The following is a 25,791-nucleotide window of genomic DNA, read 5'->3' as shown; positions in this document are numbered from 1 at the left end:
ATTAATTGATAATGGGAAAAGATAAGAAAAAAGCAAAAAAAGTTCAAGTTTGGGTTAAAAAAGAGACTTTAGAATACGAAAAAGAACTAAAAAAAATGCAAATTGAGTTATTAAAGTTCCAAAATCATGTAAAAGATAAGGGATTAAAAGTTTTAATGATTTTTGAGGGTAGAGATGCTGCAGGTAAGGGTGGAACTATCAAAAGAATTACTGAGCATTTAAATCCAAGAGGTGCTAGAGTTGTTGCTTTAGAAAAGCCAAGTGATAGAGAAACTTCTCAGTGGTATTTTCAAAGGTATACTCAATATTTACCAAGTGCAGGTGAAATAGTTTTATTTGATAGGTCTTGGTATAACAGAGCTGGAGTTGAACCTGTAATGGGGTTTTGTACAACGAATGAGCATCATGAATTCTTAAAAGAAGTTCCAGAGTTTGAGCAAATGCTTGTAAAATCTGGAATTATTTTAATGAAGTTTTATTTTTCTGTATCTAAAAAAGAACAAGCTAAAAGATTTAAGAAAAGAGAAGTTGATCCATTAAAACAGTATAAGCTTTCACCTGTAGATAAAGAGTCTCAAAAATTATGGGATAAATATACAATCGCTAAGTTTTCAATGTTAATGGCATCAAATACTGACATCTCTCCTTGGACTGTTATTAAAAGTGATGATAAAAAACAAGCTAGATTAAATTGTATAAAATATATTTTATCTCATGTTGAATACCCGAATCAAATTGATTCTGAAGAAGTTAAAACTGATGATTGTATTTTAACTACAGGAACTCAAGAGATTGAGAATATGGAACAAGAAAATAAATTTGCAAGGTCTCATTAGTTATGAATTTAAGTGATTTTGAAAAAACAAACTATAGTGGATTATATATTTCAAAAGCTGCACACCCAACTTTTGGAAAAAAGTATATAGCAAGATTTCAGTATGAAAAAAAGAGATATGTAAAAGTTTTAGGTTATACAAGAAAAGATAACTTAACAAAAAAGTCTGCATTAGATTTAATGCAAAAATTTAAAGATTCAATAGTGATAAATGAAAAAATAGAAGAACCAGTAAGAAGTAATGTAGTTAATGAAAATAGTAGTAATGTTAATAATGACCAACTTAATAAATTAATTAATGAAAATAAAGAATTATTATCAATTTTAAAGGATTACAAAAAATTAAATCCGCATGTTTTAAAAGAGGGTATTCAAAAGATATATGATTTAGAAGAGCTTAAAAAGTATCAAATTGAGCTAATTAAACTACAGAATTATTTAGAATCAAATAGTAAAAGAATGATTATCCTTTTTGAGGGTAGAGATGCCTCTGGAAAAGGTGGTGCTATTAGACGAATGACTAGATATATGAATAATAAACATTATAGAATTGTTGCACTTGGAAAGCCTACTGAAACTCAAAGAACTCAGTGGTTCTTCCAGCGTTATATTGAGCATTTCCCAAGAGGTGGAGAAATAGTATTATTTGATAGGTCTTGGTATAATAGAGCTATGGTTGAACCGATTTTTGGTTTTTGTACAAAAGAAGAACATGAAATTTTCATGGAAGATGTTGTAAATTTTGAGCAAGATTTAGTAAGACAAGGTATGATTTTAATTAAGCTTTACTTCTCTGTTTCAAAAGAAGAGCAAAAAAGAAGATTTGATAGAAGAATAGAAGATCCACTAAGACAATGGAAATTTTCAGAAGTTGATATGCAAGCACAAGATTTATGGGATGAATTCTCTGAAAAAAAATATGAAATGCTAAGACGTACTACTTCACGGTCTGCACCTTGGAATATTGTAAGAAGTGATGATAAACATAAAGCTAGATTAGAAGCTATGAAAATAATACTAAATTCTGTTGATTATGATGGAAGAAACTATTCACTTGATTATGAACCAAATGAAGCTGTAAATATTTCAGTTCAAAAAGAACTACTTCAAATGAGAAAATCTAAAAACTATTAGTTTTTAGATTTTACTCCTTTTTCTAAGCTAAACTCAAATTTTTCATTCTAGCTTTTTGCGATAAATAAATAGCTAAATATATACCTATTCCAATTATATAAGATACATACTCATGTGGTAGATTTAGCCACTCTTGAGCGATATTAGGTACTAACATAAAAGGTACAATAGCAAAGAAAGCTAATCTTTCTACTATAGTTGTTCTAATCATAAAATAACTCTGTGTTGCACTAGAAAATGCAAACATTCCAATTACCGCCATACCAAATATAAGAGCTATTTCAGCAGGGTTTGTAATCCATTGCCATAAAGCTGGATTATCTGGTTCATTTGCGTCAACTCCATCAATAAGTAATAGCTTATTATTAAAGAAGAATGCAAAAGGTAAAATAGCCGTTCTTATATCATAAGCAAAACCTTGAATACCAGTTTTAATTGGGTCAGATTTTGCAATTCCAGCTGCGGCATATGCCGCAATCCCAACAGGTGGGGTGTCATCGGCTAGAATACCAAAGTAAAATACAAAAAGGTGAGCTGCAATTGTTGGAATTAAAAAGCCACTATCTCCTGCAAGAGATATAATAATAGGAGCAGTTAAACTAGCCATAATAATATAATTTGCAGTTGTAGGAAGTCCCATTCCAAGGATTAGTGAAATGATACCTGTAAATAATAAAATAGCTAAGATATAACCACCTGAAAGCTCTTCAATTACTTCAATTAAAACTTGTCCAATTCCAGTTAAAGTTACAGAACCCACGACCATACCGGCAACACCTGTAGCAATTGCAATAGGAACCATATTCTTAGCACCATTTACCATACCAATAGCAATATCTTCAAAACCTTCTAATAAAATTCTTTTTGTAAGTTTCTCTTTTCTTAATATTGCACCAATTGGTTTTTGCGTAACCATGATTAACATCATAAATTGAATTGCACTAAGTGCTGCACTTTGTGCTGATTCTTTTAATACAATTAATGTATAAATTAAGAAGAAAATAGGAATTATATAATGAATTCCTTGTTTAAATATATCCCAAACACGAGCTAGTTTACTTGGATCTTCTCCTTCAAGTCCTAATTTTAACGATTCTAAATGAACTATATAAAATAAAGCAAAGTAAGAAACAAAAGCAGGAATAAATGCTGCCATTACAACATCTGTATAAGCAAGTCCTAAAAACTCTGCAATAATAAAAGCAGCAGCTCCCATAATTGGAGGCATTAATTGCCCATTTGTAGATGCAGCAACTTCAACCGCAGCTGCTTTATGTGCAGGGAAACCTAATCTTTTCATTAAAGGAATTGTAAAAGTTCCTGTTGTAACAGTATTTGCAATTGAAGAACCAGAAATAATACCAGTTAGTCCAGATGCAGCAACTGAAGCTTTTGCTGGTCCTCCTCTATATTTTCCTAAGGCAGCATATGCCATATTTATGAAATAATCTCCTGCACCAGCACGTTCAAGTAATGCTCCAAAAAGTACAAATAGAAATACAAATCCAGCAGATACTCCTAGTGGAACTCCAAAAATACCTTCAGTTGTTAAGTACATTTGAGCAGAAAGTTTTGTTAAACTTGCACCTTTATGTGCAATTAAATCTGGCATATATTGACCAAAATAGTCATATATTAAAAAACATATTGCAATAATAGAAAGTGCCATACCTAAAGCACGACGTGCAGCTTCAAGTAAAATCACCATTGTAACAAGTCCAATAACTACATCTCTTCCTAGATATGCTCCTGCACGCATTGATAAGCCAGTATAATCATAATATACATATAAAGAACCAACTGCTCCAATAATTGCAAAGGCAAAAGCATGCCATGGTATTTTGTATTTTAGTATCCTTGATTTATACATAGGATACATCATAAAACACAATATAAGTGCAAATGTTAAGTGAACTGACCTTACAAAAGCACCATTAGTAGGTACTACTGCAACATAAAGTTGATACGCTGACCAAAGAAAAGCAACAACTCCAATAAGCCAAAATTCCCAGTTTGTTTTATCAAAAGATCTTTGTCCTTCTAAATCTGCAATTAATTCTTCTTCATTAGCATGTACTTCTTCTGATTCGGGGATATGTTTACGATGCTCTTGGTCTTCAAGATTGTGAAGAAGTTCTTCTTCTCTTTGACTTAAGCTAATTTCATGTGCCATATAAATCCTTTTGGTTATTAGATATTAAAAAAAACTATTTATTAGGGTAGTCTTTTTAAATATCTTAAAAAAAAAGGTTAAAGAGAAAATCCCTTTAACCTTTTAAACAAAAAACGGTTTTTTATAAAAGACCTGCTTCTTTAAATGCTTTTTTAGCACCTTCGTGTTGAGGAACAGATAAACCATCTAATAATGATTTTTTAGTAATTGTTTTATATGCTGGATGAAGTTTTTTAAATGCTTCAAAATTATCTAAAATTGCTTTTGTTACAACATAAACAGCTTTACTATCTAATGCAGTAGAAGAAACTAATACAGCTTTAACTCCAATACTTGGTACATCAGTAGTTACACCTTTATAGAAAGTTCCAGAAATAGAACCTTTTGCATAATATGGGTATTTTTTAACTAATTTATCAATTTGCTCACCATCAATTGGTACAATATTAATATCTACAGAGTTTGATGCATCTTTGATATTTGCAGTTGGGTGTCCAAACATACCAAAGTAACCATCAATCTTTTTATCTTTTAACATATTAGGACCCTCAGTAGACTTTAACTCACTTTTTAAATCTAATGAAGAATCTTTAACACCAAAAGCATCCATAACGATTTCAGTTGTCATTCTAGTACCAGATCCAGGTACATCAATATTGATTTTTTTACCTTTCATATCTGCAATAGAGTTGATATTACTATCTTTTCTAGCAACAAATGCAAGTAATTCAGGATAAATTGCAATTACAGATCTTAAATCTTTATGTGCAGCACCTTTGAATTTACCTTGACCATTATATGCTTGAAATGCTGTATCACTTTGAGAAATACCAAAGTCAAGTTCACCTGCTTTAATTGTATTTACATTATAAACAGAACCACCAGTTGATTCAACAGTACATCTAATACCTGTTTCTTTTTTAAGTTTGTTTACCATTCTACAAACTGCACCACCTGTTGGATAATACGTTCCTGTAACTCCACCTGTACCTATTGTAATAAATTGAGCAGCCATGGCAGGAATACTTAATGCACCTACTAATGTTAAACTTAATACACTTTTCTTCATATCTTCTCCTTTTTTTTATTGTAATTAATAATATAAAAAAGTGTATTAAATAAACCTTTTTTATGAAACTTTTATGTAATTACCAAGGGTTTAATATGTCATTTTCTTTTTTTTGTGTTTCCATTTTCTTTAATAATGAGTTTGTTTTTTGATTTTCAAGCTGTTTTAGCCACTTTTCTTCTTCTAAGTCTGATATTTCATTTTGATTAAAAGATTTTTCCTTTTTTGAATCTTTTTTATCTTGTTTTTTCTTTTTATCCTCTTTTTTACTTTCTTCTTTGTTTTCATTTTTTTTGTCTGATTTCTTCTCTTTATTACTCTCTTTTTTGTTGTTTTTTGAATCTTTTTTCTTATTACTATCTTGTTTTTGTTTCTTTTGTTTTTCTTGCTGCTTTTTTCTCTTTTCAAGCTCTTTTTTAACTAGTTCTAAATTTTCTTTTGTTTGTTTGTCATTTTTTAGTTTTAATGCTTCTTCATAAGAAGTTTTTGCTTTTTCTAGATTCCCTGTATTTACATATGAGTTTCCAAGATTATGTGATTTCTTAAAATTAAAATCTTTATCATCACTTTGAATCTCTTTATATTTTTTTATTGCTTCTTTATATTGTTTATCCTTATATAAAGAATTAGCAAGATTATATTTTGTCTGTTCTTTTTGCTCAAGTGAAGAATACTTTTTTATAGCATTTTTATAATTCTCTGTTTTATATGCACTATTAGCTTCTTCAATTGTTTTAAAATCAAAAACAGATGCTTGAAGTTGATTTACATTAAAAAAAGTAAGTATTGTAAAAATACTCAATATATTCTTTTTATTTTTAAATTTAAATGATGGTAATGAAGAAAAAGCAATAAGTAGAAATATAAGTCCTATTGCTAAAGGATAGATAAATAGTTCAGTATATGTTTTAAACCTTTCTTCTTTAAACTCTTGTTTTTTTGATTTTGAGTTTATTTCTTTAAAAATTTGTGTAATATCATTTGAATCAAGTGAATAGTTAATATATCCACCATTTGTTTCTAGACTTAAACTTTTGATATTTTCATTTAACCCTACATTAACAATATTTCCTCTTTTATCAACTAAATAATTACCATTTTTTAACTTTATAGCTGAGCCTTTTTTTGTTGCCGTTGCAATTACATAGATATTTATATTATTTTTCTTCGCAAACTCTATTTCTTCATTAAACTCTTTTTTATCTGCCCCATCACTTAAAAGAATAAGGTTTTTACTTTTATAGTTTTTTAATAGTTTATTTGTTGTTTCTAAAGTTGAATAAATATTTGTGCCATTGTCAAAATTTATTCCTGTATCTAAGTTTTCAATTAAGATTTTAAGTGAAGTAAAATCTTGTGTTATAGGTGAAAGTATAAAAGAAGATTTAGCAAAAAGAATTACACCTAAGGCATTATTTTTTGATTGTTCAAGTAAACTTAAAAGCTTTTTCTTAGCAAACTCTAATCTATTTGGATAGATATCATTTGCCATCATTGATTTAGAAACATCAATAGCAATTACAATTGCATTTAATTGCTGTTTTGTATCATGTACTTTTTCATTTGTTACAGGACGTGCTAATGCAATAATCATAAATAATAATGCAATAAATAAAGTTATATTTCTTGCTTTATTTGAAAAGTAGTCACTTGAAACACTTAATTTCTCTAAAACTTCTTGTGAGAAATATTTTTCAAAAGAATTCTTTTTTTTGATGATTAAAATCATCAGTATTATCGAAGGTAGTAGCATTAAATAAATAACATTTATATATAAAAATTGCAATTGAAAACTCCTTAGAAATGTATTTTATTAAAGCTTTATTAATTTTTAGATAAAATCACGATTAAAATTATAACAATCGGAGTAAATTTGATGGAATTTAACGCAAAAAAAGTTGACGAAGCAAATGCAGTTATATCTGCAACAATCGCAAAAGAGACAATTGAAACTAACTTAGACAAAGTAGCTAAACAAGCTGCTAAAACTATGGATATTCAAGGTTTTAGAAAAGGTAAAGTACCTGTTGCTGTTGTTAAAGCAAGATATGCTGACAAATTAACAGAAGATGCTGAAGGTGAAGCATTAAGAGCTGTATTAGCAAATGGTTTAAAAGAATTAAACATTGCAAATGAAGATTTAGTAGGTGAGCCTTCAATTTCTAAATTTGATAAAAAAGAAGATGGTTCAATTGATATTGAAGTATCTGTAGCTTGTAAACCAGCAGTTGACTTAGGTGATTATAAATCATTATTACCAGAAGTTGAAGATAAAGCAGTTGATGCAAAAGAAATCGATGCAAAATTAGAAGAAATGGCTAAACAATCTGCTCCTTTAACTAAAATTGCTAGAAAAAGAATGGTAAAAGATCAAGATCACGCTTTAATTGATTTTGAAGGTTTTGTTGATGGTGTTGCATTTGAAGGTGGAAAAGCTGAAAAATTCGCTTTACATGTAGGTTCAGGTTCATTTATCCCAGGTTTTGAAGAGCAAATCATTGGTATGAAATATGAAGAGCAAAAAGATATTACTGTTACTTTCCCAGAAGAGTACCAATCAAAAGATTTAGCTGGTAAAGAAGCTGTATTTAAAGTAACTTTACATGAAATTCAAGAAAAAGCTGCTGCTGAATTAAATGATGAATTCGCTGCTAAAATGTTACAAGGTGAAGAAAACGCAACTCTTGAAATGTTAAAAGAAAAACTTGAAGAGCAAATGAAAGCTGAAGCTAAAAATAAATATTACAGAGAAGAATTAAAACCTGCATATTTAGAAACTTTAGTTGAAAAAGTTGAGTTTGCATTACCAGCAACTGTAGTTGATCAAGAAATTAATCAAGCTTTAAATAATAAAGTAAGATCATTAAGTGAAGACGAAATTAAAGCTTTACAAGAAGATGCTGCAAAAGTTGAAGAAATGAGAGAAGAATTAAGAGAAGATGCACAAAATTCTGTTAAAGCTACATTTATTGTTGATGCATTAGCAAAAGCTGAAAGCGTTGATGTAAGTGATCAAGAAGTTTCTCAAGTTTTATATTATGAAGCAATGCAAATGGGACAAAATCCTCAAGATGTATTAAAACAATATCAAGATGCAGGATACTTACCAGCAATTAAAATGTCAATGATTGAAGAAAAAGTTATTACTAAATTATTAGACGAAAAATTAGGAAAATAAACCTTTAGGATAAACAATGAGTTATATACCATATGTAGTTGAAAAAAGCGGAAGAGGAGAAAGATCTTACGATATTTACTCTAGACTTCTAAAAGATAGAATCATCATGTTAAGTGGAGAAGTTAATGATCAAGTAGCATCAACAATTGTTGCTCAATTACTTTTCTTAGAAGCTGAAGATCCAGATAAAGATATCTACCTTTATATAAACTCTCCAGGTGGAGTAATTACTAGTGGAATGTCTATATATGACACTATGAATTATATTAAACCTGATGTTTGTACTATTTGTATAGGCCAAGCTGCATCTATGGGTGCGTTTTTATTATCTTCTGGAGTTAAGGGTAAGAGATATTCTCTTCCAAACTCTAGAATCATGATTCACCAACCTTTAGGTGGAGCTCAAGGTCAAGCTACTGATATTCAAATTCAAGCTAAAGAGATTCAAAGAATGAAAGATGGTTTAAATGCAATGATTGCAGAACAAACTGGTCAAGATATTGAAAAAGTTGAAAAAGATACAGATAGAGATAACTTTATGAGTGCACAAGAAGCTTGTGATTATGGTCTTATTGATGAAGTTATAGCAAAGCATAAGTAGTAAAAAACTATGGTTAGAGAAGTTATAACTTATCCACATAAATTACTTCGTGTTAAATCTGAAGATGTTGTGAAGTTCGATGAAGAACTCCACACTCTTTTAGATGATATGTATGAAACAATGATTAATCAAACAGGCGTTGGTCTTGCTGCTATTCAAGTTGCTATTCCTTTAAATATTTTAATCATTTGCTTGCCAGATGAAGAAGATGTTCAAAATAAAGATAACTTAATAGAAGCTATTAATCCAGTCGTAACACATAAAGATGGAGAACAAGTCTTTACTGAAGGATGTTTAAGTGTTCCAGGTTTTACTGAAGATGTTACAAGAGCTCAGCATATTGTTGTTGAATACTTTAACAGAAATGGTGAAAAGCAAACTATGGAAGCAGAAGATTTTCTAGCAGTTGCTTGGCAACATGAAATGGAACATTTAGCTGGTCATTTATTTATTGAACATTTATCTTTTTTAAAAAGAAAAAAGTTTGAAAAAGAGTGGAAAAAAAGACTAAAAGAGCAGAAAAAATAAATTAATATTTTTTCTACTTTTTAAACTAGTGCTAACTTATTAAGCACATTATATATCATTGATAAAAGTAAAGAATTTACTAATATCCAAACTCCCCAAAAAAATATACCTTCAAATTTTGTAATAAATAACTCTTTATGTAAATATGGGCAAGATTTATATGCAACATATAAAAAGAAGATTACTCCAAAAATAAAAGATATCTTATTTATAGATGAGATAATTATAATTAAAAATGATAAAAAAGGTAAAAATACACTTAAGGCAAAGAATTTACCATACTTAGGTCTTTTTTCACTTTCATTAAAATATCCAACGGTATGTCCACATTTTGGACAAATTGTTCCCATTCTTTCTAGTATTTGATTTTCACATTCTGGACATGAAATTAATTTCATATATTATACTCCGTAAATTAAAATTGAATTTATAAAGTATATTTATACCTTTTTGTAGATTGTATTGATATTAAAAACATAGAAGAAAGTAAAAAAGTTAAAGAAGATAAAATAAGAGTAGCTTTTAACTACTCTTATTATTCATTATTCCACTGCTTGTAAAGTTTTTCAGCAGCTGCAATTTCATCTGGAGTAGCTTTTCTTCTACATGATAAAAAGCCATTACCTCCATCACAAGATTCAAAAGGATAAACTGTTGCAAAAACCCAATAAAAACCACCATCTTTTGTTGCATTTTTTACATAACCTGTCCAAATATTACCACTTTGAACTGTTTCCCAAAGTGATTTAAATGCTTTTTTAGGCATATCCTTATGTCTTACCATATTATGAGGTCTACCCATAAGTTCTTCTAATGTATAACCTGCAATTTTACAAAAATCACTATTAGCAAAAAGGATTGTTCCTTTTGCATCAGTTTCACTTACTAAAAATGAATAGTCATCTAAAACTGTTTCTTGTCCTGCTGCCATGTTAAATCCTTTCTTTTAATTAAATTGTTTACTTTGTGCATCTGCAACTAAATTATGTGCCATTTTTGATACTTCACTTGAAATATTAGTGATTTGTGTTGATTCACTCGCATTTTCTTGAGTTACTCTATCTAACATAGTAATTGCATCATTAATTTGTTCAATTCCTGTCATCTGTTCTTTTGATGAACTACTTACATCTTCGATAATTTGAATTGTTTCTTGAATTTGTAAATTTAAGTTTTCATAACCTTTAATCATATCATCAGAGATTTTTTTACCTTCATTTGCTTTTGAGTTTGCATCTTCTACTAAGTCTTTAATTTCTTTAGCAGCTTCAGCAGATCTACTTGCAAGGTTTCTAACTTCTGCAGCAACAACAGCAAAACCTTTTCCTGCTTCACCAGCAGTAGCAGCTTCAACTGCTGCATTTAATGAAAGAATATTTGTTTGAAATGCAATTTGATCAATTACTGTAATTGCTTCATTTATTGATGTGACTTTTGTATTGATTTCTTCCATAGAAGCAGCTGTTTTAGTTGCAAGATTTTGACCATCAGTAACAGCTGTTGTTACTGTTTGTCCTAAAGTAGCCATTTTACTTGCATTTTGTGCATTGTTTCTAGTGATTGATGTAATCTCTTCAACTGCAGCTGATGTTTCTTCAAGAGATGCAGCTTGTTCATTTGCTTTAGAAGCTAAGTTATGCATAGAGTTTTTCATTGTTGATGCATTAGCTTCTAATGTTTGTCCATTTGATAAGTTTATTTTTGCACTTTTACTTAATGAATCTCCTAATATATTTACACCTTGCATAACTGATAATAATCTAGCTTTTAATCTAGGTGAAATTGTAATCTTCTCTTTAAAGTCATCATTTGCATATGCATTTGTTACTTTTTCTAATTCAATCATATTATTTTCTAAAGTTTCAAGCATTTCATTGATAGTTTTTCTAAGAGTACTAATCATTGGATTTTCAGTTGTTGCTTTTACTCTACATTTAAAAATCCCTTGTTCAACTTTATCAAGTGTTAAAACTATCTCTCCAATAACTTTCATATCATTTTTATACCTACAGTCAAAATCATCAGATACATTATTGATTTGATTAATCATTTTTGCAAATTCATTATTTTCTTTTGGTATAACTTTTGCTAGTTTATTTTGTTTCAGTGAAATAAAGTTTAAGAACTCTTTAAAATAACTATTATATAAGGCTATTCCTGAAGAAATATTTTTTATTATAATAAATGAGATTACTGCTTGTATTATCATAAAAATCAGACCTAATCCAATAATATATATGAAAAACTCGTTATTTACATCATCTAAATAATCAGCTTTATTAACTCCCGGAGCTATCCACATATTCCACTTAGGAATATATCTATATGCAACAATTTTTTCTTGTCCTGTTGTTACTGAAGTATATGAAAGTAATCCGCCTTTTTTGTCAGTTCGGATTTTATCTGCATAAGATTGACCAGCTAAACTTTTTCCCTCTTTTTTAGGGTGTACTATTAAAGTAGCATTTTCATCTAATATATAAACATAGCCTGTTTTACCAATACTAATAGCTTTAATTGCATTTTTAAATGCATTATCTTCGTAACCTTTAGGATTTTGTTCTGCAAAAAGATTAACCATTTGCTCAATTGAGTTGGCAATAGAATTTATATCTTTTTGCATTATATTTTTAATGTTTGTAGTAGCTGTAAAATAAGATACAACAATTAATAATATAAATCCAATTTGTGCTAATAACATGTTTAAGAATAATTTTTTATTAGTGTTCATTAAACTTCCCTTTTATTAAAATTAGCTTTATTGTATTATTTAATTTATTAATATTGTATTTTATAAGAGTTGGATTATTATTAAATTGTAAAATATGTCATATTTTCTATATATTTTAGTATTTTTATAAAAATAATCATTCTATTTATAAAAAACTAATATTTAGATATAATTTAAAATATTATTTAAAAGGATATCTTTGAAAATTATAAATTCTGCTTCATTAGATGGAATTGATGCATTAAGCATAAATGTAGAATCAACTTTTACAAAAGGCTTGCCATCTTTTACAATTGTTGGTTTAATATCAACAAGCATTCAAGAATCAAAAGATAGAGTAAAGTCTGCATTGCTAATGAATGACTATAAGTTTCCACCACTAAAAATTACTGTAAATCTATCTCCTTCTGATATTAAAAAAAAAGGTACTCATTTTGATTTAGCTATTGCTTTGCAAATTGCCTTATATGATATAAAAAAAGATGTATTCTCTGGTTTTTTTGTCTTTGGAGAGCTTGGACTTGATGGAAGTATAAAGGATACAAGTACAATCTTCCCTTTAGTTTTATCTTTAGCAAAAAATAGTGAAAAAATGAAAATCTTAGTATGTGAAGATAGTGCACAAAAGATTTCAAATATACCAAATGTAGAAATTTATATTGTAAAGAATATAAGTGAAGCAATTGAATTTTTTAGTAAAGAGGATAACGAGAGTAAGGATAAGTATAGATATCATTCTAAAGAATTAAATGCAAAAAAAATTGAAATTAAGAGTAAGATATATTATTATGAAAATACTTATTTCGATGACTTTTCTGATGTAATAGGTCAAGATAATGCGAAGTTTGCAGCACTAATTTGTGCAGCTGGAAATCACAACCTTATGTTTGAAGGAAGTCCTGGATGTGGCAAGAGCATGATTTCTAAAAGAATAAGATATATACTTCCTCCAATGAGTTTAGATGAGATATTAGAAAAAGCAAAATTACAATCTTTAGATTATAAAAACATAGAATTTTCAGCTTTAAGAGTTTTTAGAAATCCACATCATAGTTCTACTAAGTCATCTATTTTTGGTGGAGGAAGTGCGAATGCTAAAATTGGAGAAATTGCCTTAAGTAATAATATATATTGTATTAAGTAAATATGTATTTAATACAATACTAATTTACTTTTTTATAAGATAGAATAAAAGCATATGAGTAATAAATGAAATATGAAATTGAAACAGGGATCTATCAAGTCGCTATAAATATTGAGGGGGAATGGTGGGTAGATAAATATGTTCAAAAATGGATGATTTATTTAAAAAGAAGATGTAATACAACAAAAAATTCTAGAGAAATATATGGAAGAGCTTTAGATATATTTTTACATTATTATGTATATGTAAAACAAAATATTTTAGAATCATTATATGAGTATCTAGATAGATTTAGAGAAGATTTAAGATTAGGATTAATCATTAGAACAAAGAGAACTATTAAATTAGATAAGATTGATATAGTTAAAGATGATTATGTAGTTATGAAGTTAAAACCATTAAAAATCAATACAATAAATATTTACATGAGAGCTATACAATGGTATTTAAACTATTTGAAAGAACAAAATATTAAGGATATACCATCTTTATTTAAGGAAGAAATTGATTGGAAATTATTAAAAATGCGTTCATTAAAAGGTAAAGGTGGAGGGTATGGATTAATGATGAATCCTATCCTTTCTCAACTTTTAGGAGCAAAAGTTAATATTTTAAAAAATATAAAAAGTAATAGAGATTCTAGTATGCTTGATACGTATTTTCCTCCTGAATTATTCTCAGAGTTATTAGAAATAAGTTCTCCTAGGGAACAAGCAATTTATTTGCTATGTGGATGTGCAGGAGCTAGAATAGGTCAAGCATTATCATTAACAAGAGACGATTATAATTATGAAACTAAAGAAGTTTATATTGTTGACCCATTATCTGATGAAACTGGGCCATTAGGTACTGTAAGTAGATTTAAACTGTTAAAAGAAAAATATGATATTAATATGGAAGAAGAACCATACCAATCACTTGCATCAAAATATCCCATTCCTCTACAATATAGTGAACTTTTATGGATTAATCCTTCATATAAAAAAGTTTTTTTTCATGTTTTAAAAGATGTCAAAAAAGGCAATCCATATCATAATAAACATCCTTTTGTATTCAATACAAAAAGTGGAAAAGTTCTGACAACAAATGAATCATATAGAATATTCAAAACAAAAATAAAAAAATTAATAATAAAAACTGAAAATGATTGGAAAAATAAAAGAGAAAATAAATTAAGTGAAGAAAAAGAAAAAATTGACAATGAATATAATTACCTTATAAGTCAACTAGAAAAAGTTAGAGGACTTCATAGCTTAAGACATATGTATGCAATTATGTGGGCTGATTTATCAACAACTAGTTTAGAAATATCATTAATGGAATTAAGAAGTTTATGTCAATTTGGATTAGGACATAGTAGTGAAAGTGCTATATTATCTTATTTCACTCTACGGAAAAAATCTAGATTACTATATATGGAGAAAATAACAAATGGTAAGTCAATTAATTTAGAAGAATATTTTATAAATTCACTTTCACTTGTAAATAATTATTTTGAAAGGAAAAGAAATGGCTAATGATGGTGTAAAAAAGTTTCAAGAAAAAAGAACATTAATTGTAATTGACTTAATAACTGAAGCATGTAGATTATTAATAAATAAAAAAGAAAATATTACTGCATTAAAAATTAAAGAAAAAATAGTAAAGATAGCAAAAAAAAGAAAAATCGAAAATAAATATTTAGTAGATGAACAATCAATTATGCGTAATTCTAAATATAAACTAATAGTTGATACATTTAAAAAAGAACAAACAAAAAAAACAATAGCTCCTAAAAACATTGAAGAAATGAATCAATTTAATCTTCGTGATAAATTTGACATGATAACACAAGATTATTTAGAACTATTAGATGAGAAAAAACTTTTTGAGAAATTATATTTAGATAATAAACTTGAAATACAGAGGTTAGAAAAACTTTTTAAAACTAAAAACATTAACCATAATGAGAATAAAATGGATTTAGAAAAATCTATTGAAATCATTGGAATTATTAATGTATTATTAGAAAAAGGTCCCCTAATCATAAATAAAAATGAAAAAAATGTCATTATCAAGTCTTATTCACAGAAAGAAGATGATAGATTTGAATTTACAGAAAAAGAATGGAAAACTCTTTGATATATAAATTCATCAAATTTTGTAAAGATGAAGGAATTTTATTTAGTCCTTTACCTTTAGCTCGAAAACAGATTTCCATATTTTGGGAAATTTATTATAACAATAAGCCTAATAATGAACTATTAGAACTAATATTAAAGTCTTTACAAAAAAAAAAGGTTAGTTTTTTTATAAGTAATTCTACTTTGGTTAGAAGAAAACAAAAAATTTTTATTATGTATTGTAACTTTTATGATATAAAGTTTCATTGTGAATCAATTCAAGGAGAAAAAGATTTTATTGATTCTTGGTATTATTATTTTGAAGAAAAAATAACTATGACTAAAGCAAATTACTATATGAAAATCATTAAATCAAATTCTATTTGGTATAAGGAAGAGGCTATATGTGAATTCGAATATGAGAGAATAGCTTACTTTTGTGCTTTAAATAATATTTATTTAGAGAAAAACTTAATATCCTCAAAACGGATAATTATTCATCATTGGTTCTTATTATTTAAAAAATATGTGGGTGCATATTACCCTAGCCCTTCCTATCATTTACATAATTATTCCTACCCTCATAATAAAGAAGTTGATTTATCTAAATTTATGAAGAGATACATTTTTTTAAAAAAGAAAATTGAAAAACAAAGAATAGAAACATTAGTTTATTATAGAAAGATGAAAGATATTTTTAATAATAAAAAAATCAATATCTCCTATATTGTAGAACATTGGAATATACTGTTTAATGAGAAGATAACAAGTACAGATGCATCAATACATCTTGAAGCAATGAAAGAGATTGATAATTTAAATTATGAGGATAGAATAAAGTTAATTAATTTTATTATAGATAATAATATCTTATTTAATGATAATTCTATTATTTCCCAACTACTTTTTATATTAAATAAAATTTTCAATCAGAAATATTTTAATATTAACCAAACTCAAAATATATTACTTGATTTACGTAATAATTTTTCGAAATTTTTTAATGCAAATAAAATAGGAGATAATGAAAATACGTATCTTGAAATAAGAGAATATTGTAATAGTAATTTTATTTCATTAAACCATGATAGTAATATATCAAAGAATCAAGTTATTGAAATTTATCAAATATTGTATATGCAAAAGATTAAAGAAGGGAACGCTTTATTAATTGTTAAGTATATGAAGAAATATTATTCTGATATATTTATTACTAATGATAAATCATTGAAAGTTCCAAAACTTAAAGATATTGATAATTTGTCTATAAATTCAAGAAAAGAGTTTCTTATAATATTTGCAGAATATTGCAGGAAAAATAAAATTTATATTTTAAATGATTATGATATCGATGATTTAAATTTACAATGGAGAAGATGTTTTGGGTTATAAAAAAAAAGATATTTTAGATGAACTTACTAACTTAGGTTATTCAGATTTAATTATCAGTAAAAAAAACAAACTGTTCATTGAATATTTGAAAGAAAAAGACATTGATAAAAATATTCTAACAGACACATCAATGAAAGAACTATGGGAAGATTGTTTTAATGAAGAATTATCAGAAAAGAGCATTAAACCTAAACATAAATTTTTAACTGGACGAAAACAAAACTTTAGAATTGATTATGTAGATAAATTACCTCCCTTAAATACTTATAGCAATACAATTTTAATTTTAAATAAAGAAAAAAACAATGCTTTAATTAATTGGAAAAGTTTCAAAAAAGAATATTATGGCTCATCAGTTGCATTTTATGACTTGAAAGAAAGTGATTTTAAATTAAATGATACAACAATTGATTATACTTTAATATTGGAACTAATCTCTACAAAAGATGAAAGTATAAAAAAGGAAAATTCACAAAAAAAATTGTATTTGTGTTTCTTTCTTTTTCTTGCAGGAAAGGGATATGCCTTAATTCCTTCTATTTATATTTATTCTACTGATGCATTTTTTTTTAATGCTACTAATTTAAAAATTTTAGAATTCTTTCAAAAGACACATTTCTTTTTAACTAAACCTAAACAAAGCCATTTGATAGATAATGAACTTAAAAGTAATAATAAAGCAAAATATATATTCTATTTAAGATTTTCTTACCTAGTTAATGGAAATAATGATGAATTAATTAATATTACAAATGCAGATATTTCAAAAGTTTTTTTGAATCTAAAGAACTCAACTAAATCAAATAAGATGACTGAAGATAATGAAAACCCAATAAGAAAAATATTGTCATGGCAGGGAGCATTAAATATATATGAGACGAAACGACTTGCAAATGAAATAAAATTGACTCCATTAGAAATTTTATCAAAAACAACTGAGGTTGATGAATATTTACTTGATTTATTTGCAAAATATTTTTCAAATAAAAAGAGTTCCCCTCAAGAAATAAAGCTTACTAAACTAATAGTTCTTTTTCTACAATATCTTACTAATACTATGAAGGAAATAACATTTGAAAAGTTAAGGTTTTTTTTTGCTACATCAATCATAGATAGAAGTAATTTTGAAAATGAAATAAACTCAGGTTTTTTAAAATATCTTAAAAATTCAAATTCAGGGAAATCAGTTCAACAAAAATTACAATTAATAGTTTTTCAAGTAATTGAGAGTTCTGATAAATATGCTGGCTCATATCCAAAAAGTCATCTAGTAAAACTTGATTTTAAACCCAAAAAAAGAGCTATAGCAAGATTAGCATTCGATAAAAGGATTATTCATCAAATGAAAAAAATATGTTTATATAATCCTCCCCGTGATAACTACTATATTAAAACAAATTTTGAACAAAAAAATAAAATCTGGAAACATTTTGATACTGTGGAACCTCAGTTACCAATAATGTTATTTACTCATTTATGTCTACCATGGAGAACTGAGCACATTATATCAATGGATAGAAATAATTTTTTAGTTAAAGATGAAAAAAATAATATTATAGCTTGGCAAATTACTACTGATAAAAATCAAGATAATGATTTTCAAATAGAAAGAGAATTTATTGATAATGTTTTCTATTTTGAAGATGATAAGTATGATTCTATTGATGTTATGGAATTACTTAATGAAACAATAGACCATTCGAAAAATAGTTTTCCATCATTAAAACCTTTATTAAGAAAAGAAAATACAAATTGGGGGAAGATTGAACCAATCCTTTGTAGAAATAGTGCAATCGGTTTTATTACAATAGAAATATATACAGGATATTATTATAAAGTATTACTTAAAGCATTATTTGAATTAGGTTACTCAAATGAAGAAATAAATTATTATCTTCAATTAACAGATAGTGGAAAAGAATATTTTAAGAATAATTTATTTGAGTTTAAAAGTATTGATAATTTAACATTGGGTAATATTAAAAAATATTTCTCCTCAGAACATTATGGTCCTCATTCTCTCAGAAAGACTAATATTACATATTTAGTGAAACAAGGAAAAGTATTTGAATTTATATTAAAACTGAGTGGACACACCGGACATTCTACAGTTCTTCAGGTATATATTGATTTTAATTTTCTTTCAAAATTATCAATTAGAGAAGATATGGAAACAAATATATTAGAGAAATTTGGACAAAAAGATGATAATACAAGGTCTACAGCAAGAGACATAATGAAGAATTTAAGGAAATACCATCTAGAGGATAAAAATAAAATAATAAAAATCTTAGAAAAAAAGGACCTCTTTTTTTCTCCTTATATTTTATCTAAAAATAAAAAATATGTAGAAAAGAATAAAGATATACTATCAACGACATTATCTCCGATTTTCTGGCAAGACCTTACTACTGGAATATGCACAAGTGCACTAAACTGCCCAGAATCATTAATCAATTGTTGTTCTATTTGCCCTTATTTTATAACAGGTCCTATTTTTATTGATTCAATTAATTCAAAGATAATGCAGTTATCAACAAGAATCACCGAATATTATAGAATAATAGAAGACAATTTAATCAACGAGAACTTAAATCACAATGAAGCAGTTCTATATGAGGAAGAGCTTAACTTACTATTAGCTCAAAACTATGGATATACTAGAATAATAGAATTATTTAATAATATAATTTATAGTTATATACAAGAGGATGAGCATAAGAATAACAACCTACCTGCGATTAATAATTTCTCACTAATCAAATATGACCATATTCCATTTTATAATGCACAATTGGAGATATATAAGAGTTCAAAGAAAAATGATGAAAAAAATCTTGACACTAAATTTGCAATTGAGGAAGTTTATAAAAAAATATTAGAACTAATTTTATTAGATGAGATTCCTAAAGATGTTTTCTACAATAACCTAATGGATAAGGAAAAAATAATAAATACTTTTATCACTTATGTAAATGAATCAACATTATCATCAAAAGTAATTAAACTACTGAAGTAATAAAGGAATCAAAATATTTATGAATTAAAGTACCAAATTTTTTTTAATGTATATTTATCTGATAATATACAATTTATATTATTAAAAGAATAATCAATAAATCTACTTAAATCTAAATATTTTATTCCATTCTTAATAATTAAATCATCAATTTTATATACTAGAGAAAATTAGATAGTAAAGATATTATTTTGAAACTATATTAATGATTCTTTAATTAAAAATAGTGTTACCAAATATTTTTAAATTTTTTTATATCTAGTAAAGTATACTTAGAGGAAAAAAGAAAATTATAATTATTGAAGCTGTAGTGTTCGAAATGTTCTAAATTAAGATGTTTTCCATCTTCAAAAACAATTAAATCATCTATCTTATAAACAATCACTTTATCTTCTTTTTCATCTTTCTTTTTACAAACATAAAAATCTGTTTGATTTAAAAGCAGTTCAGTTTTTTCATTTATTTCGATATTAGCAATTTCAGTTAACAATTCTGAAAATAATAAATCCTTAGATAAGTCTAGAATAAATTCTAGAAAAACTAGAAGAGTCATACTTGGTATCGTATTGTTTAAATCAATTATCTTTTTCATTATACTATTACTAATTTTTAGATTCATATATTTATCTGGTTGATTAAGTAATATCTTTATATTTGACTCAAGCGTATATATTTCATTAGTTAATTCATTTCGAAAGTTTCTAATTCCAAAATGAGCCTTAGTATTACTTTTTATTTGAGGTAAAATTACTTGAGTTAATTTTCTTTTTACCTCTTTTAAGGTTTCTTTTCTTTCTTCTAAACGTTCAATTTGCATTTTACACCTAACCATAGATAGTTGATAAGTTATTCTATTAAAAATATACTTAGATTAAACTAACGATAGGTATGTATAAAATGGAAAATTGCACAATATCAGATGAACAAATGAAAGAAATTTATAAAAGAATAGGAAAAAATGTAAAAAGAATTAGGGAAGAAAATAAAATAAGCCAGTTAAGTTTAGCATTGTTAATTGGTCATAAAGCAGTAGGAGTTATATCAAATTCTGAACTTTGCCTTCAAAATAAACATTTTAATATTGAGCATTTAGTAAAAATTGCTAATGTATTAGAGGTTGATTTAAATGAGTTCTTTACAGAAATCATTATAAAATAAGTAGTTTCGGGAGTGTTCAAAATTTTGTGTCAAACTGATAGAATATTAAATTCTAAAGGAATGACTTATCAAACAACAATTCAATATGTACGAGGCACTTGAACTCATAAAATAAGGTGCAAGGAATTGATGGCAAAAAGGAGTACTTGCTCCACTGATTAAACAACTTAGGGAAGCAGTTCTCGAAGCTGAACTTGAATCTCATTTATCTACAGAGATTAGTAATCGTAAAAATAGTAAATCTTCAAAGACTTTTTTATTCTATGTCCTATTTAGGGTAGTAGTATCAGTACTAATAGCTATACAGTTGTAGTATTAATACTACTTCAAAATCAGGAAAAAGTATTAGAAGATATAAATGTAAAGCTCTTAGAACTCAATATACTGTAAGGTAGGTTTTATATTAAAGATGTAAATTCCTAATATCTACTTAATCAAGATTGAATTATTAAAAGATTAAAATTAAAAAAGCAAGAATATTTCTAGGGAATCTTTCCCAACTAGCGTATTGTGTCACCAATACTCAACCGTAAACATAATCTTGAATCACAGTAGCCTTCTCTTAATAGATTAATCTACAAAGAGTAAGGCAATTTTAACTATTATTAGTATTATTTCTAATATGAATATAAGTGCTTTCAACATCTTTTTTCCATACTACACCCAATTAGAATGATATCCCTATAACACAAATTAACACCTACTCTTTAACAAATTACTACTACACTACCTATCCTTATCTTACTTTACAAAAAATGGAAAAATTAAGATGCAAGTAAAAAGTTATCAATGCCTATTTTTAATCGATGTTAATCACTTTCTAATTGGCCATCTTTTTTGAAGGGAAATGGGAGGAAGCTTTAATTATATGAATTTAAAAACTAATTTTTTGTTCCATAATCTCTTAAAGTTTGTGGAACTTTGTAGTTTTTACTTTTTGAACACTTTGTGGAACACCGAAAACTAGTAATAGCTGAATATGTTCTAAATATAAGAGATTGTTGATTGATTAGTAATTCTCTAGTTTATAAGAAACATTGCATAGTTATCTTGGAAATTTATCTCCTGTAAGGTTTGAAAAAACTAATAATATGTTTCACAAATAAAATGAAAGAAAAAATAGATGAAAATATCAATAAAAAAAAACAGTATCTATACTTAGAAGATATTTTTAATAATATATAAAATATTAAAGCTATAGAAAAGATGACTAGTATCAATCAAAAGAAAATTATTGAAATTAAAAAATGATTTTAAAACTTTATATATTAAATTGAATCAAATATTTCATTTAATGAAATTAGTAATGCTTTACTATCTTCAAGCTCTTTTCTATAAAATTCTATTTCTTCATCACTGTGAGAAGATGGATTAAAAGCTATATTTTTGTAAAATTCTATTTTATTTATAACTTCTTTCAATTTTTCCAATTCTCTTTCATAGTCAATTAGGGTTTGTGAAAAACCTCCCATTAAAGTTCGACATTTACTAACTTTTATAGGATCACTATCTCCATTATTTATAACTTCTTTAAAGTCTTTAAAAAGTTTTTTTAAACATTTAAAATATTCATATGGTTTTATATAATAGTAACCATCCTCACTTGATTTAATTGAATCAATTATAACTTGTAATTCTGAAGCTTTACCAAGTTCTAACTTTTGTTCAAACTCACTTGTTATACGCTCAAATTCTTTTCTTAGATAATTTCCACAAATATGATATTCACCCTCTAAAAGCTTCACCTCTGCTTTAATAATATAGTTTTCATCTTTACTTACTATTTTACTTTCAAGAGGCGACAAATAATTACTTATAAATATATTTTTGATTTCCCAATCAGTATCATATTCTTTTCTATTTTTTAAAGATCTAATAATTAAATTATAAAATTGTAAGTTATGAGTTAATATAATTTTTTGGTAATTCGAAAAATTTTCAAATATATATTCCATAATATATTTTCTATTTGCCATATCTAAACTTGTCAAAAAATCATCTAACACTAGTAATTTAATAGAGTTACTATCCTCTTCTTGAAACATAATTATTGCAAAATAAATTGATATAGACACAAGTTTTAATTTTGCTTCATTAAAATTAGTTTTTAAGTTATCCATATTATCAATTCTTAGTTTTACTTCTGGTGTTGGATATTTATAATCATTTAATGTATCAGAAATACCCCATTCATATTCAAAGTCTATCTCAAAATTTTCTTTCAAATTATCCTTTATAATACTATTAGATAAACTTTTTATGTGAGTTAAATATTCTTTAAAGGATTCAATATTTTCCTTCCTCAATTCATTATGTGTTGAATAGTTTTCAGAAGTTATAGTATCGTTAATTTCATCAAATTTTTCACAATAGCTTCTTAAATCACTAGAATACTTTTTTAAATTATCATATAAATTAATATAAAAATTTTCAGAATGTGAAATAATTGATTCTAATAACTCTTGATTAGCAAAATATATAGTTTTATAATTATCTCTATCAATAGAATCAGGTAGATTATAATTACTATTTGGTAAAAATAGTTCTTCATTATCTAAATTAACTTTTATATAAATATCTTCATCTGTAGAATTATTTTTATATTTACTAAAATTAAAGTTTTCATTTCTAAAGTAAATTTTAAAAATTGAATATAATGCAGAATAAATAGAACTTTTTCCTGTACCATTTTCTCCATAAATCAAGCAGTTATTCTTAGAAAAGTTAATATCAAGATTTTTATGAAATTTAATATTTTTAATAGTTAAATGATTAATTCTCATTAGGTCTCTTAAAAAATGAAATAATTCTATTCAATAGTTCTTTATTTCTTATATCAAACTCTAGATATGACCACTCATTTAATTTAAATGTTAATTCTTTCATTTGATTAATCTTAGATTTTTCAAGAAACTTTATCTTCTTTGACAATATATTATGTTTCTTTGGAATATCTAGAACCAAAATATTTCCTAATGTATTTGTGTAATTACTAAAATCTTTGTCTTTCCAACTTTCATCTAAATTCACTTCATCTCTTGAATTTATAATCTTATCAAAGACATAAGGAAAAATTGCATTTTGTTTTTCGTCTAAATATAAAGAAAGTAATGCATATCCATTTTTCAATCTACCGAAATAATCAAAGTCACTTTCTTTAACATCAGGTGGGTAATAAGGAACTAATTCATCATTTGAGATTTTAACAATTAAAGAATATATATAAAACTGGATTTTGCTACTTGAACCAAGATAGTAAGAATATCGAACTAAACTCTTACAAAAATCTATTATTTTCTTATATTCTAAATCTCTATTATTATATAAATAAACAAATAATGCTAATGTAGGGTACTGGTTACTGTATTCATCTATTAACTGAAACCATTTAGTTAATTCTCCATATTCATTAGGTTTTTGAATTACATCTTTAAATAGCTTAACTGATTCAATAATAAAAAAAATATCTTCTAATATTTCACTATATTTTTTTTTATTAAAAGGAGAAATTCTTTCTCTAGTAAAAAAATATCTTAATTTAACCTCAGGACTGGTACGTTCTTCTTGTCCTCTAATAATATGTGTATAAATTTTAAAAACTTCATCAATTGAATACTTTATACTTTCACATTCTTCATCTAATTCTTTCCATTCTTTAATAAATTGTTCATCTTTTTTATCATCTAAAGCCATTGAAAAAAGTTTTGCTTTAAATATATCTGAATCAGATAAAGGTAACCCTCTATCATTAATTGTTTCAAAAATTCTTAGTGCATTTTCTCTCGCAATATCTTTACTTACACCCTCAGTTTGAATAGGTAATAAAGATACTTCATAAAGTAAAAAATCTACAAATTCTTGAATAGATTCTTCATCAAAGCATTTCAATTCTTGAAAAAAGAAAACAATATTTTTTTTATATTGATTATCTTTCTTCTTAATTTGTATAGATTCATCTTCTAAATTAAGAGTTAAAGCTTCTTGTAAAAATACAGAGTCTTTATCTTCAAATACAGTTGTTGCTAATCTTTGCTCTTTAGGTTGATCAGTTCTATCATCTAATTCCCATATTGCATTTCTCAACTTTTTATTAGTTTTGTCAAAAAAAGTTAATGCTCTCATTAATAATGTTAATGTAGTTAATCTTTGTTGACCATCAATTACCTCTAATTTATTTTTATCTTCTTTACTTGAAGCAATAACTATATTCCCTAGAAAATACCCATCATCTTTATTTTGATTAGTAAAGTCTTCAAATGATTCTTTTAAATCAAAAAATAATTCAGTACATTGATCTTCTTTCCAAGAATATGGTCTTTGATAGGGAGGAATTATATATTGTTTTCTTTCACCAAATACTTTACTTATTGTTTGTTCATCAGCTTTTAATGATAATGCCATTAAATACTACTCCATTACTATTTATTAATATAATAGTATCTAATTTTTTATTAGAGGATGATAGTTTATAACAATGCCAAAAGTCGTGTCTAAAAAGAATTGATTTTTTAATTAAAACATTAACTTATTTAAAATAATAGGTTTAAACATTCATTTTACAGAAACTATAAGAAAGAATGTATTCTCATAATAGCCCCTTATGTTAATGTTGAATTAAGAAATTTAATTGGCTATTTCGCACTCCTTGAATATTCATAAAACTTCAGTATATCAATAGTAAAGAAGGGGTTATTTACAAGTGACTGTAAAAAGTTCTATAAGCTGTA

Annotated in this window: 19 protein-coding genes and 3 pseudogenes; 12 read left to right on the top strand and 10 right to left on the bottom strand. The window is 26.2% G+C overall.

All coding sequences use genetic code 11. The features are described from left to right. The first annotated feature begins 11 nt into the window (after nucleotides 1-11). Together ppk2 (GBG18_RS06690) and ppk2 (GBG18_RS06685) are read left to right on the top strand one after the other, a co-directional pair. Complete coding sequence (gene ppk2 / locus GBG18_RS06690; RefSeq protein WP_152189575.1) at nucleotides 12-836, top strand: polyphosphate kinase 2; 825 nt, start codon at nucleotides 12-14, stop codon at nucleotides 834-836. Nucleotides 837-838: 2 nt separating this feature from the next. Then, the gene (gene ppk2, locus GBG18_RS06685; protein ID WP_152189573.1) at nucleotides 839-1,969 is read left to right on the top strand and encodes a polyphosphate kinase 2; all 1,131 of its coding nucleotides are present in this window, start codon (nucleotides 839-841) and stop codon (nucleotides 1,967-1,969) included. Between the two features lie 22 nt (nucleotides 1,970-1,991). Here the strand turns inward: ppk2 (GBG18_RS06685) and GBG18_RS06680 are convergent, their stop codons facing one another. From GBG18_RS06680 to GBG18_RS06670, 3 genes are all read right to left on the bottom strand, one after another. Further along, entirely contained in the window at nucleotides 1,992-4,142 is a 2,151-nt protein-coding gene (locus GBG18_RS06680; RefSeq protein WP_152189571.1) for a TRAP transporter permease, read from the bottom strand. 121 nt (nucleotides 4,143-4,263) lie between these two features. Further along, nucleotides 4,264-5,211 carry a TAXI family TRAP transporter solute-binding subunit gene (locus GBG18_RS06675; RefSeq protein WP_152189569.1) on the bottom strand — a complete coding sequence of 316 codons (948 nt, stop codon included), beginning with the start codon at nucleotides 5,209-5,211 and terminating at the stop codon, nucleotides 4,264-4,266. 79 nt (nucleotides 5,212-5,290) lie between these two features. After that, the gene (locus GBG18_RS06670) at nucleotides 5,291-6,997 is read right to left on the bottom strand and encodes a vWA domain-containing protein (protein ID WP_152189567.1); all 1,707 of its coding nucleotides are present in this window, start codon (nucleotides 6,995-6,997) and stop codon (nucleotides 5,291-5,293) included. Nucleotides 6,998-7,087: 90 nt separating this feature from the next. Here GBG18_RS06670 and tig point away from each other — a divergent pair, with 90 nt between their 5' ends. From tig to def, 3 genes are read left to right on the top strand one after another with little or no spacing between them, the layout of a single operon-like run. Further along, a complete protein-coding gene (tig, locus tag GBG18_RS06665) occupies nucleotides 7,088-8,389 on the top strand; it encodes a trigger factor (RefSeq protein WP_152189566.1) in 1,302 nt (433 codons plus the stop codon). Nucleotides 8,390-8,405: 16 nt separating this feature from the next. Then, nucleotides 8,406-8,990, top strand: a complete 585-nt coding sequence (clpP, locus tag GBG18_RS06660) for an ATP-dependent Clp endopeptidase proteolytic subunit ClpP (RefSeq protein WP_152189564.1) — start codon at nucleotides 8,406-8,408, stop codon at nucleotides 8,988-8,990. A 9-nt stretch (nucleotides 8,991-8,999) separates the two neighbouring features. Then, a complete protein-coding gene (def, locus tag GBG18_RS06655; RefSeq protein ID WP_152189563.1) occupies nucleotides 9,000-9,518 on the top strand; it encodes a peptide deformylase in 519 nt (172 codons plus the stop codon). Between the two features lie 20 nt (nucleotides 9,519-9,538). Here the strand turns inward: def and GBG18_RS06650 are convergent, their stop codons facing one another. The 4 genes and pseudogenes from GBG18_RS06650 to GBG18_RS15815 form a co-directional block, all read right to left on the bottom strand. Then, the gene (locus tag GBG18_RS06650; protein WP_152189561.1) at nucleotides 9,539-9,916 is read right to left on the bottom strand and encodes a hypothetical protein; all 378 of its coding nucleotides are present in this window, start codon (nucleotides 9,914-9,916) and stop codon (nucleotides 9,539-9,541) included. Between the two features lie 137 nt (nucleotides 9,917-10,053). Next, nucleotides 10,054-10,449, bottom strand: coding sequence for a PAS domain-containing protein (locus GBG18_RS06645; RefSeq protein ID WP_152189559.1), 396 nt, complete (start codon nucleotides 10,447-10,449; stop codon nucleotides 10,054-10,056). 15 nt (nucleotides 10,450-10,464) lie between these two features. Beyond that, nucleotides 10,465-11,025 (bottom strand): annotated as a pseudogene (locus GBG18_RS15820) (methyl-accepting chemotaxis protein); the annotation flags it as partial. A gap of 750 nt (nucleotides 11,026-11,775) precedes the next feature. Beyond that, nucleotides 11,776-12,219 (bottom strand): annotated as a pseudogene (locus tag GBG18_RS15815) (Cache 3/Cache 2 fusion domain-containing protein); the annotation flags it as partial. Between the two features lie 229 nt (nucleotides 12,220-12,448). Here GBG18_RS15815 and GBG18_RS06635 point away from each other — a divergent pair. The 5 genes from GBG18_RS06635 (at nucleotide 12,449) to GBG18_RS06615 (ending at nucleotide 19,906) form a co-directional block, all read left to right on the top strand. After that, the gene (locus GBG18_RS06635; protein ID WP_152189555.1) at nucleotides 12,449-13,393 is read left to right on the top strand and encodes a magnesium chelatase domain-containing protein; all 945 of its coding nucleotides are present in this window, start codon (nucleotides 12,449-12,451) and stop codon (nucleotides 13,391-13,393) included. A 65-nt stretch (nucleotides 13,394-13,458) separates the two neighbouring features. Continuing rightward, complete coding sequence (locus GBG18_RS06630; RefSeq protein WP_152189553.1) at nucleotides 13,459-14,910, top strand: site-specific integrase; 1,452 nt, start codon at nucleotides 13,459-13,461, stop codon at nucleotides 14,908-14,910. Continuing rightward, on the top strand, nucleotides 14,903-15,514 hold the full coding sequence (locus GBG18_RS06625; RefSeq protein ID WP_152189551.1) for a hypothetical protein: 612 nt from the start codon (nucleotides 14,903-14,905) through the stop codon (nucleotides 15,512-15,514). The genes GBG18_RS06630 and GBG18_RS06625 overlap by 8 nt, the downstream gene beginning before the upstream one ends. A gap of 185 nt (nucleotides 15,515-15,699) precedes the next feature. Then, complete coding sequence (locus GBG18_RS06620; RefSeq protein WP_152189549.1) at nucleotides 15,700-16,887, top strand: hypothetical protein; 1,188 nt, start codon at nucleotides 15,700-15,702, stop codon at nucleotides 16,885-16,887. Beyond that, complete coding sequence (locus GBG18_RS06615; RefSeq protein WP_152189548.1) at nucleotides 16,877-19,906, top strand: site-specific integrase; 3,030 nt, start codon at nucleotides 16,877-16,879, stop codon at nucleotides 19,904-19,906. The genes GBG18_RS06620 and GBG18_RS06615 overlap by 11 nt, the downstream gene beginning before the upstream one ends. 229 nt (nucleotides 19,907-20,135) lie before the next feature. On the opposite strand, the gene GBG18_RS06610 is transcribed toward GBG18_RS06615, so the two are convergent. After that, nucleotides 20,136-20,723, bottom strand: a complete 588-nt coding sequence (locus GBG18_RS06610; protein WP_152189546.1) for a hypothetical protein — start codon at nucleotides 20,721-20,723, stop codon at nucleotides 20,136-20,138. Between the two features lie 80 nt (nucleotides 20,724-20,803). Between GBG18_RS06610 and GBG18_RS06605 the strand changes: the two genes are divergently transcribed. Together GBG18_RS06605 and GBG18_RS15810 are read left to right on the top strand one after the other, a co-directional pair. Then, a complete protein-coding gene (locus tag GBG18_RS06605) occupies nucleotides 20,804-21,064 on the top strand; it encodes a helix-turn-helix domain-containing protein (protein ID WP_152189544.1) in 261 nt (86 codons plus the stop codon). 85 nt (nucleotides 21,065-21,149) lie between these two features. Continuing rightward, nucleotides 21,150-21,317 (top strand): annotated as a pseudogene (locus tag GBG18_RS15810) (IS256 family transposase); the annotation flags it as partial. A 1,015-nt stretch (nucleotides 21,318-22,332) separates the two neighbouring features. Here GBG18_RS15810 and GBG18_RS06600 read toward each other — a convergent pair. Both GBG18_RS06600 and GBG18_RS06595 read right to left on the bottom strand, forming a co-directional pair. Beyond that, entirely contained in the window at nucleotides 22,333-23,847 is a 1,515-nt protein-coding gene (locus GBG18_RS06600) for an AAA family ATPase (RefSeq protein ID WP_152189542.1), read from the bottom strand. Continuing rightward, the gene (locus GBG18_RS06595) at nucleotides 23,837-25,465 is read right to left on the bottom strand and encodes a DUF262 domain-containing protein (protein ID WP_152189541.1); all 1,629 of its coding nucleotides are present in this window, start codon (nucleotides 25,463-25,465) and stop codon (nucleotides 23,837-23,839) included. Before GBG18_RS06595 ends, GBG18_RS06600 begins: the two co-directional genes overlap by 11 nt. Nucleotides 25,466-25,791 lie beyond the last annotated feature (326 nt).

Origin of the sequence: Poseidonibacter ostreae, from assembly GCF_009208075.1 — a bacterium.
Taxonomy (GTDB): Bacteria; Campylobacterota; Campylobacteria; order Campylobacterales; family Arcobacteraceae; genus Poseidonibacter; species Poseidonibacter ostreae.
The sequence above is the reverse complement of the archived record's forward strand: the minus strand, read 5'-3'. Positions and strand labels throughout refer to the sequence as shown.

Coding starts and splice junctions, on each gene's coding strand:
- ppk2 (WP_152189575.1), top strand. CDS start 12: ATGGGAAAAGATAAGAAAAAAGCAAAAAAAGTTCAAGTTTGGGTTAAA.
- ppk2 (WP_152189573.1), top strand. CDS start 839: ATGAATTTAAGTGATTTTGAAAAAACAAACTATAGTGGATTATATATT.
- GBG18_RS06680 (WP_152189571.1), bottom strand. CDS start 4,142: ATGGCACATGAAATTAGCTTAAGTCAAAGAGAAGAAGAACTTCTTCAC.
- GBG18_RS06675 (WP_152189569.1), bottom strand. CDS start 5,211: ATGAAGAAAAGTGTATTAAGTTTAACATTAGTAGGTGCATTAAGTATT.
- tig (WP_152189566.1), top strand. CDS start 7,088: ATGGAATTTAACGCAAAAAAAGTTGACGAAGCAAATGCAGTTATATCT.
- clpP (WP_152189564.1), top strand. CDS start 8,406: ATGAGTTATATACCATATGTAGTTGAAAAAAGCGGAAGAGGAGAAAGA.
- def (WP_152189563.1), top strand. CDS start 9,000: ATGGTTAGAGAAGTTATAACTTATCCACATAAATTACTTCGTGTTAAA.
- GBG18_RS06650 (WP_152189561.1), bottom strand. CDS start 9,916: ATGAAATTAATTTCATGTCCAGAATGTGAAAATCAAATACTAGAAAGA.
- GBG18_RS06645 (WP_152189559.1), bottom strand. CDS start 10,449: ATGGCAGCAGGACAAGAAACAGTTTTAGATGACTATTCATTTTTAGTA.
- GBG18_RS06630 (WP_152189553.1), top strand. CDS start 13,459: ATGAAATATGAAATTGAAACAGGGATCTATCAAGTCGCTATAAATATT.
- GBG18_RS06625 (WP_152189551.1), top strand. CDS start 14,903: ATGGCTAATGATGGTGTAAAAAAGTTTCAAGAAAAAAGAACATTAATT.
- GBG18_RS06610 (WP_152189546.1), bottom strand. CDS start 20,723: ATGCAAATTGAACGTTTAGAAGAAAGAAAAGAAACCTTAAAAGAGGTA.
- GBG18_RS06605 (WP_152189544.1), top strand. CDS start 20,804: ATGGAAAATTGCACAATATCAGATGAACAAATGAAAGAAATTTATAAA.
- GBG18_RS06600 (WP_152189542.1), bottom strand. CDS start 23,847: ATGAGAATTAATCATTTAACTATTAAAAATATTAAATTTCATAAAAAT.
- GBG18_RS06595 (WP_152189541.1), bottom strand. CDS start 25,465: ATGGCATTATCATTAAAAGCTGATGAACAAACAATAAGTAAAGTATTT.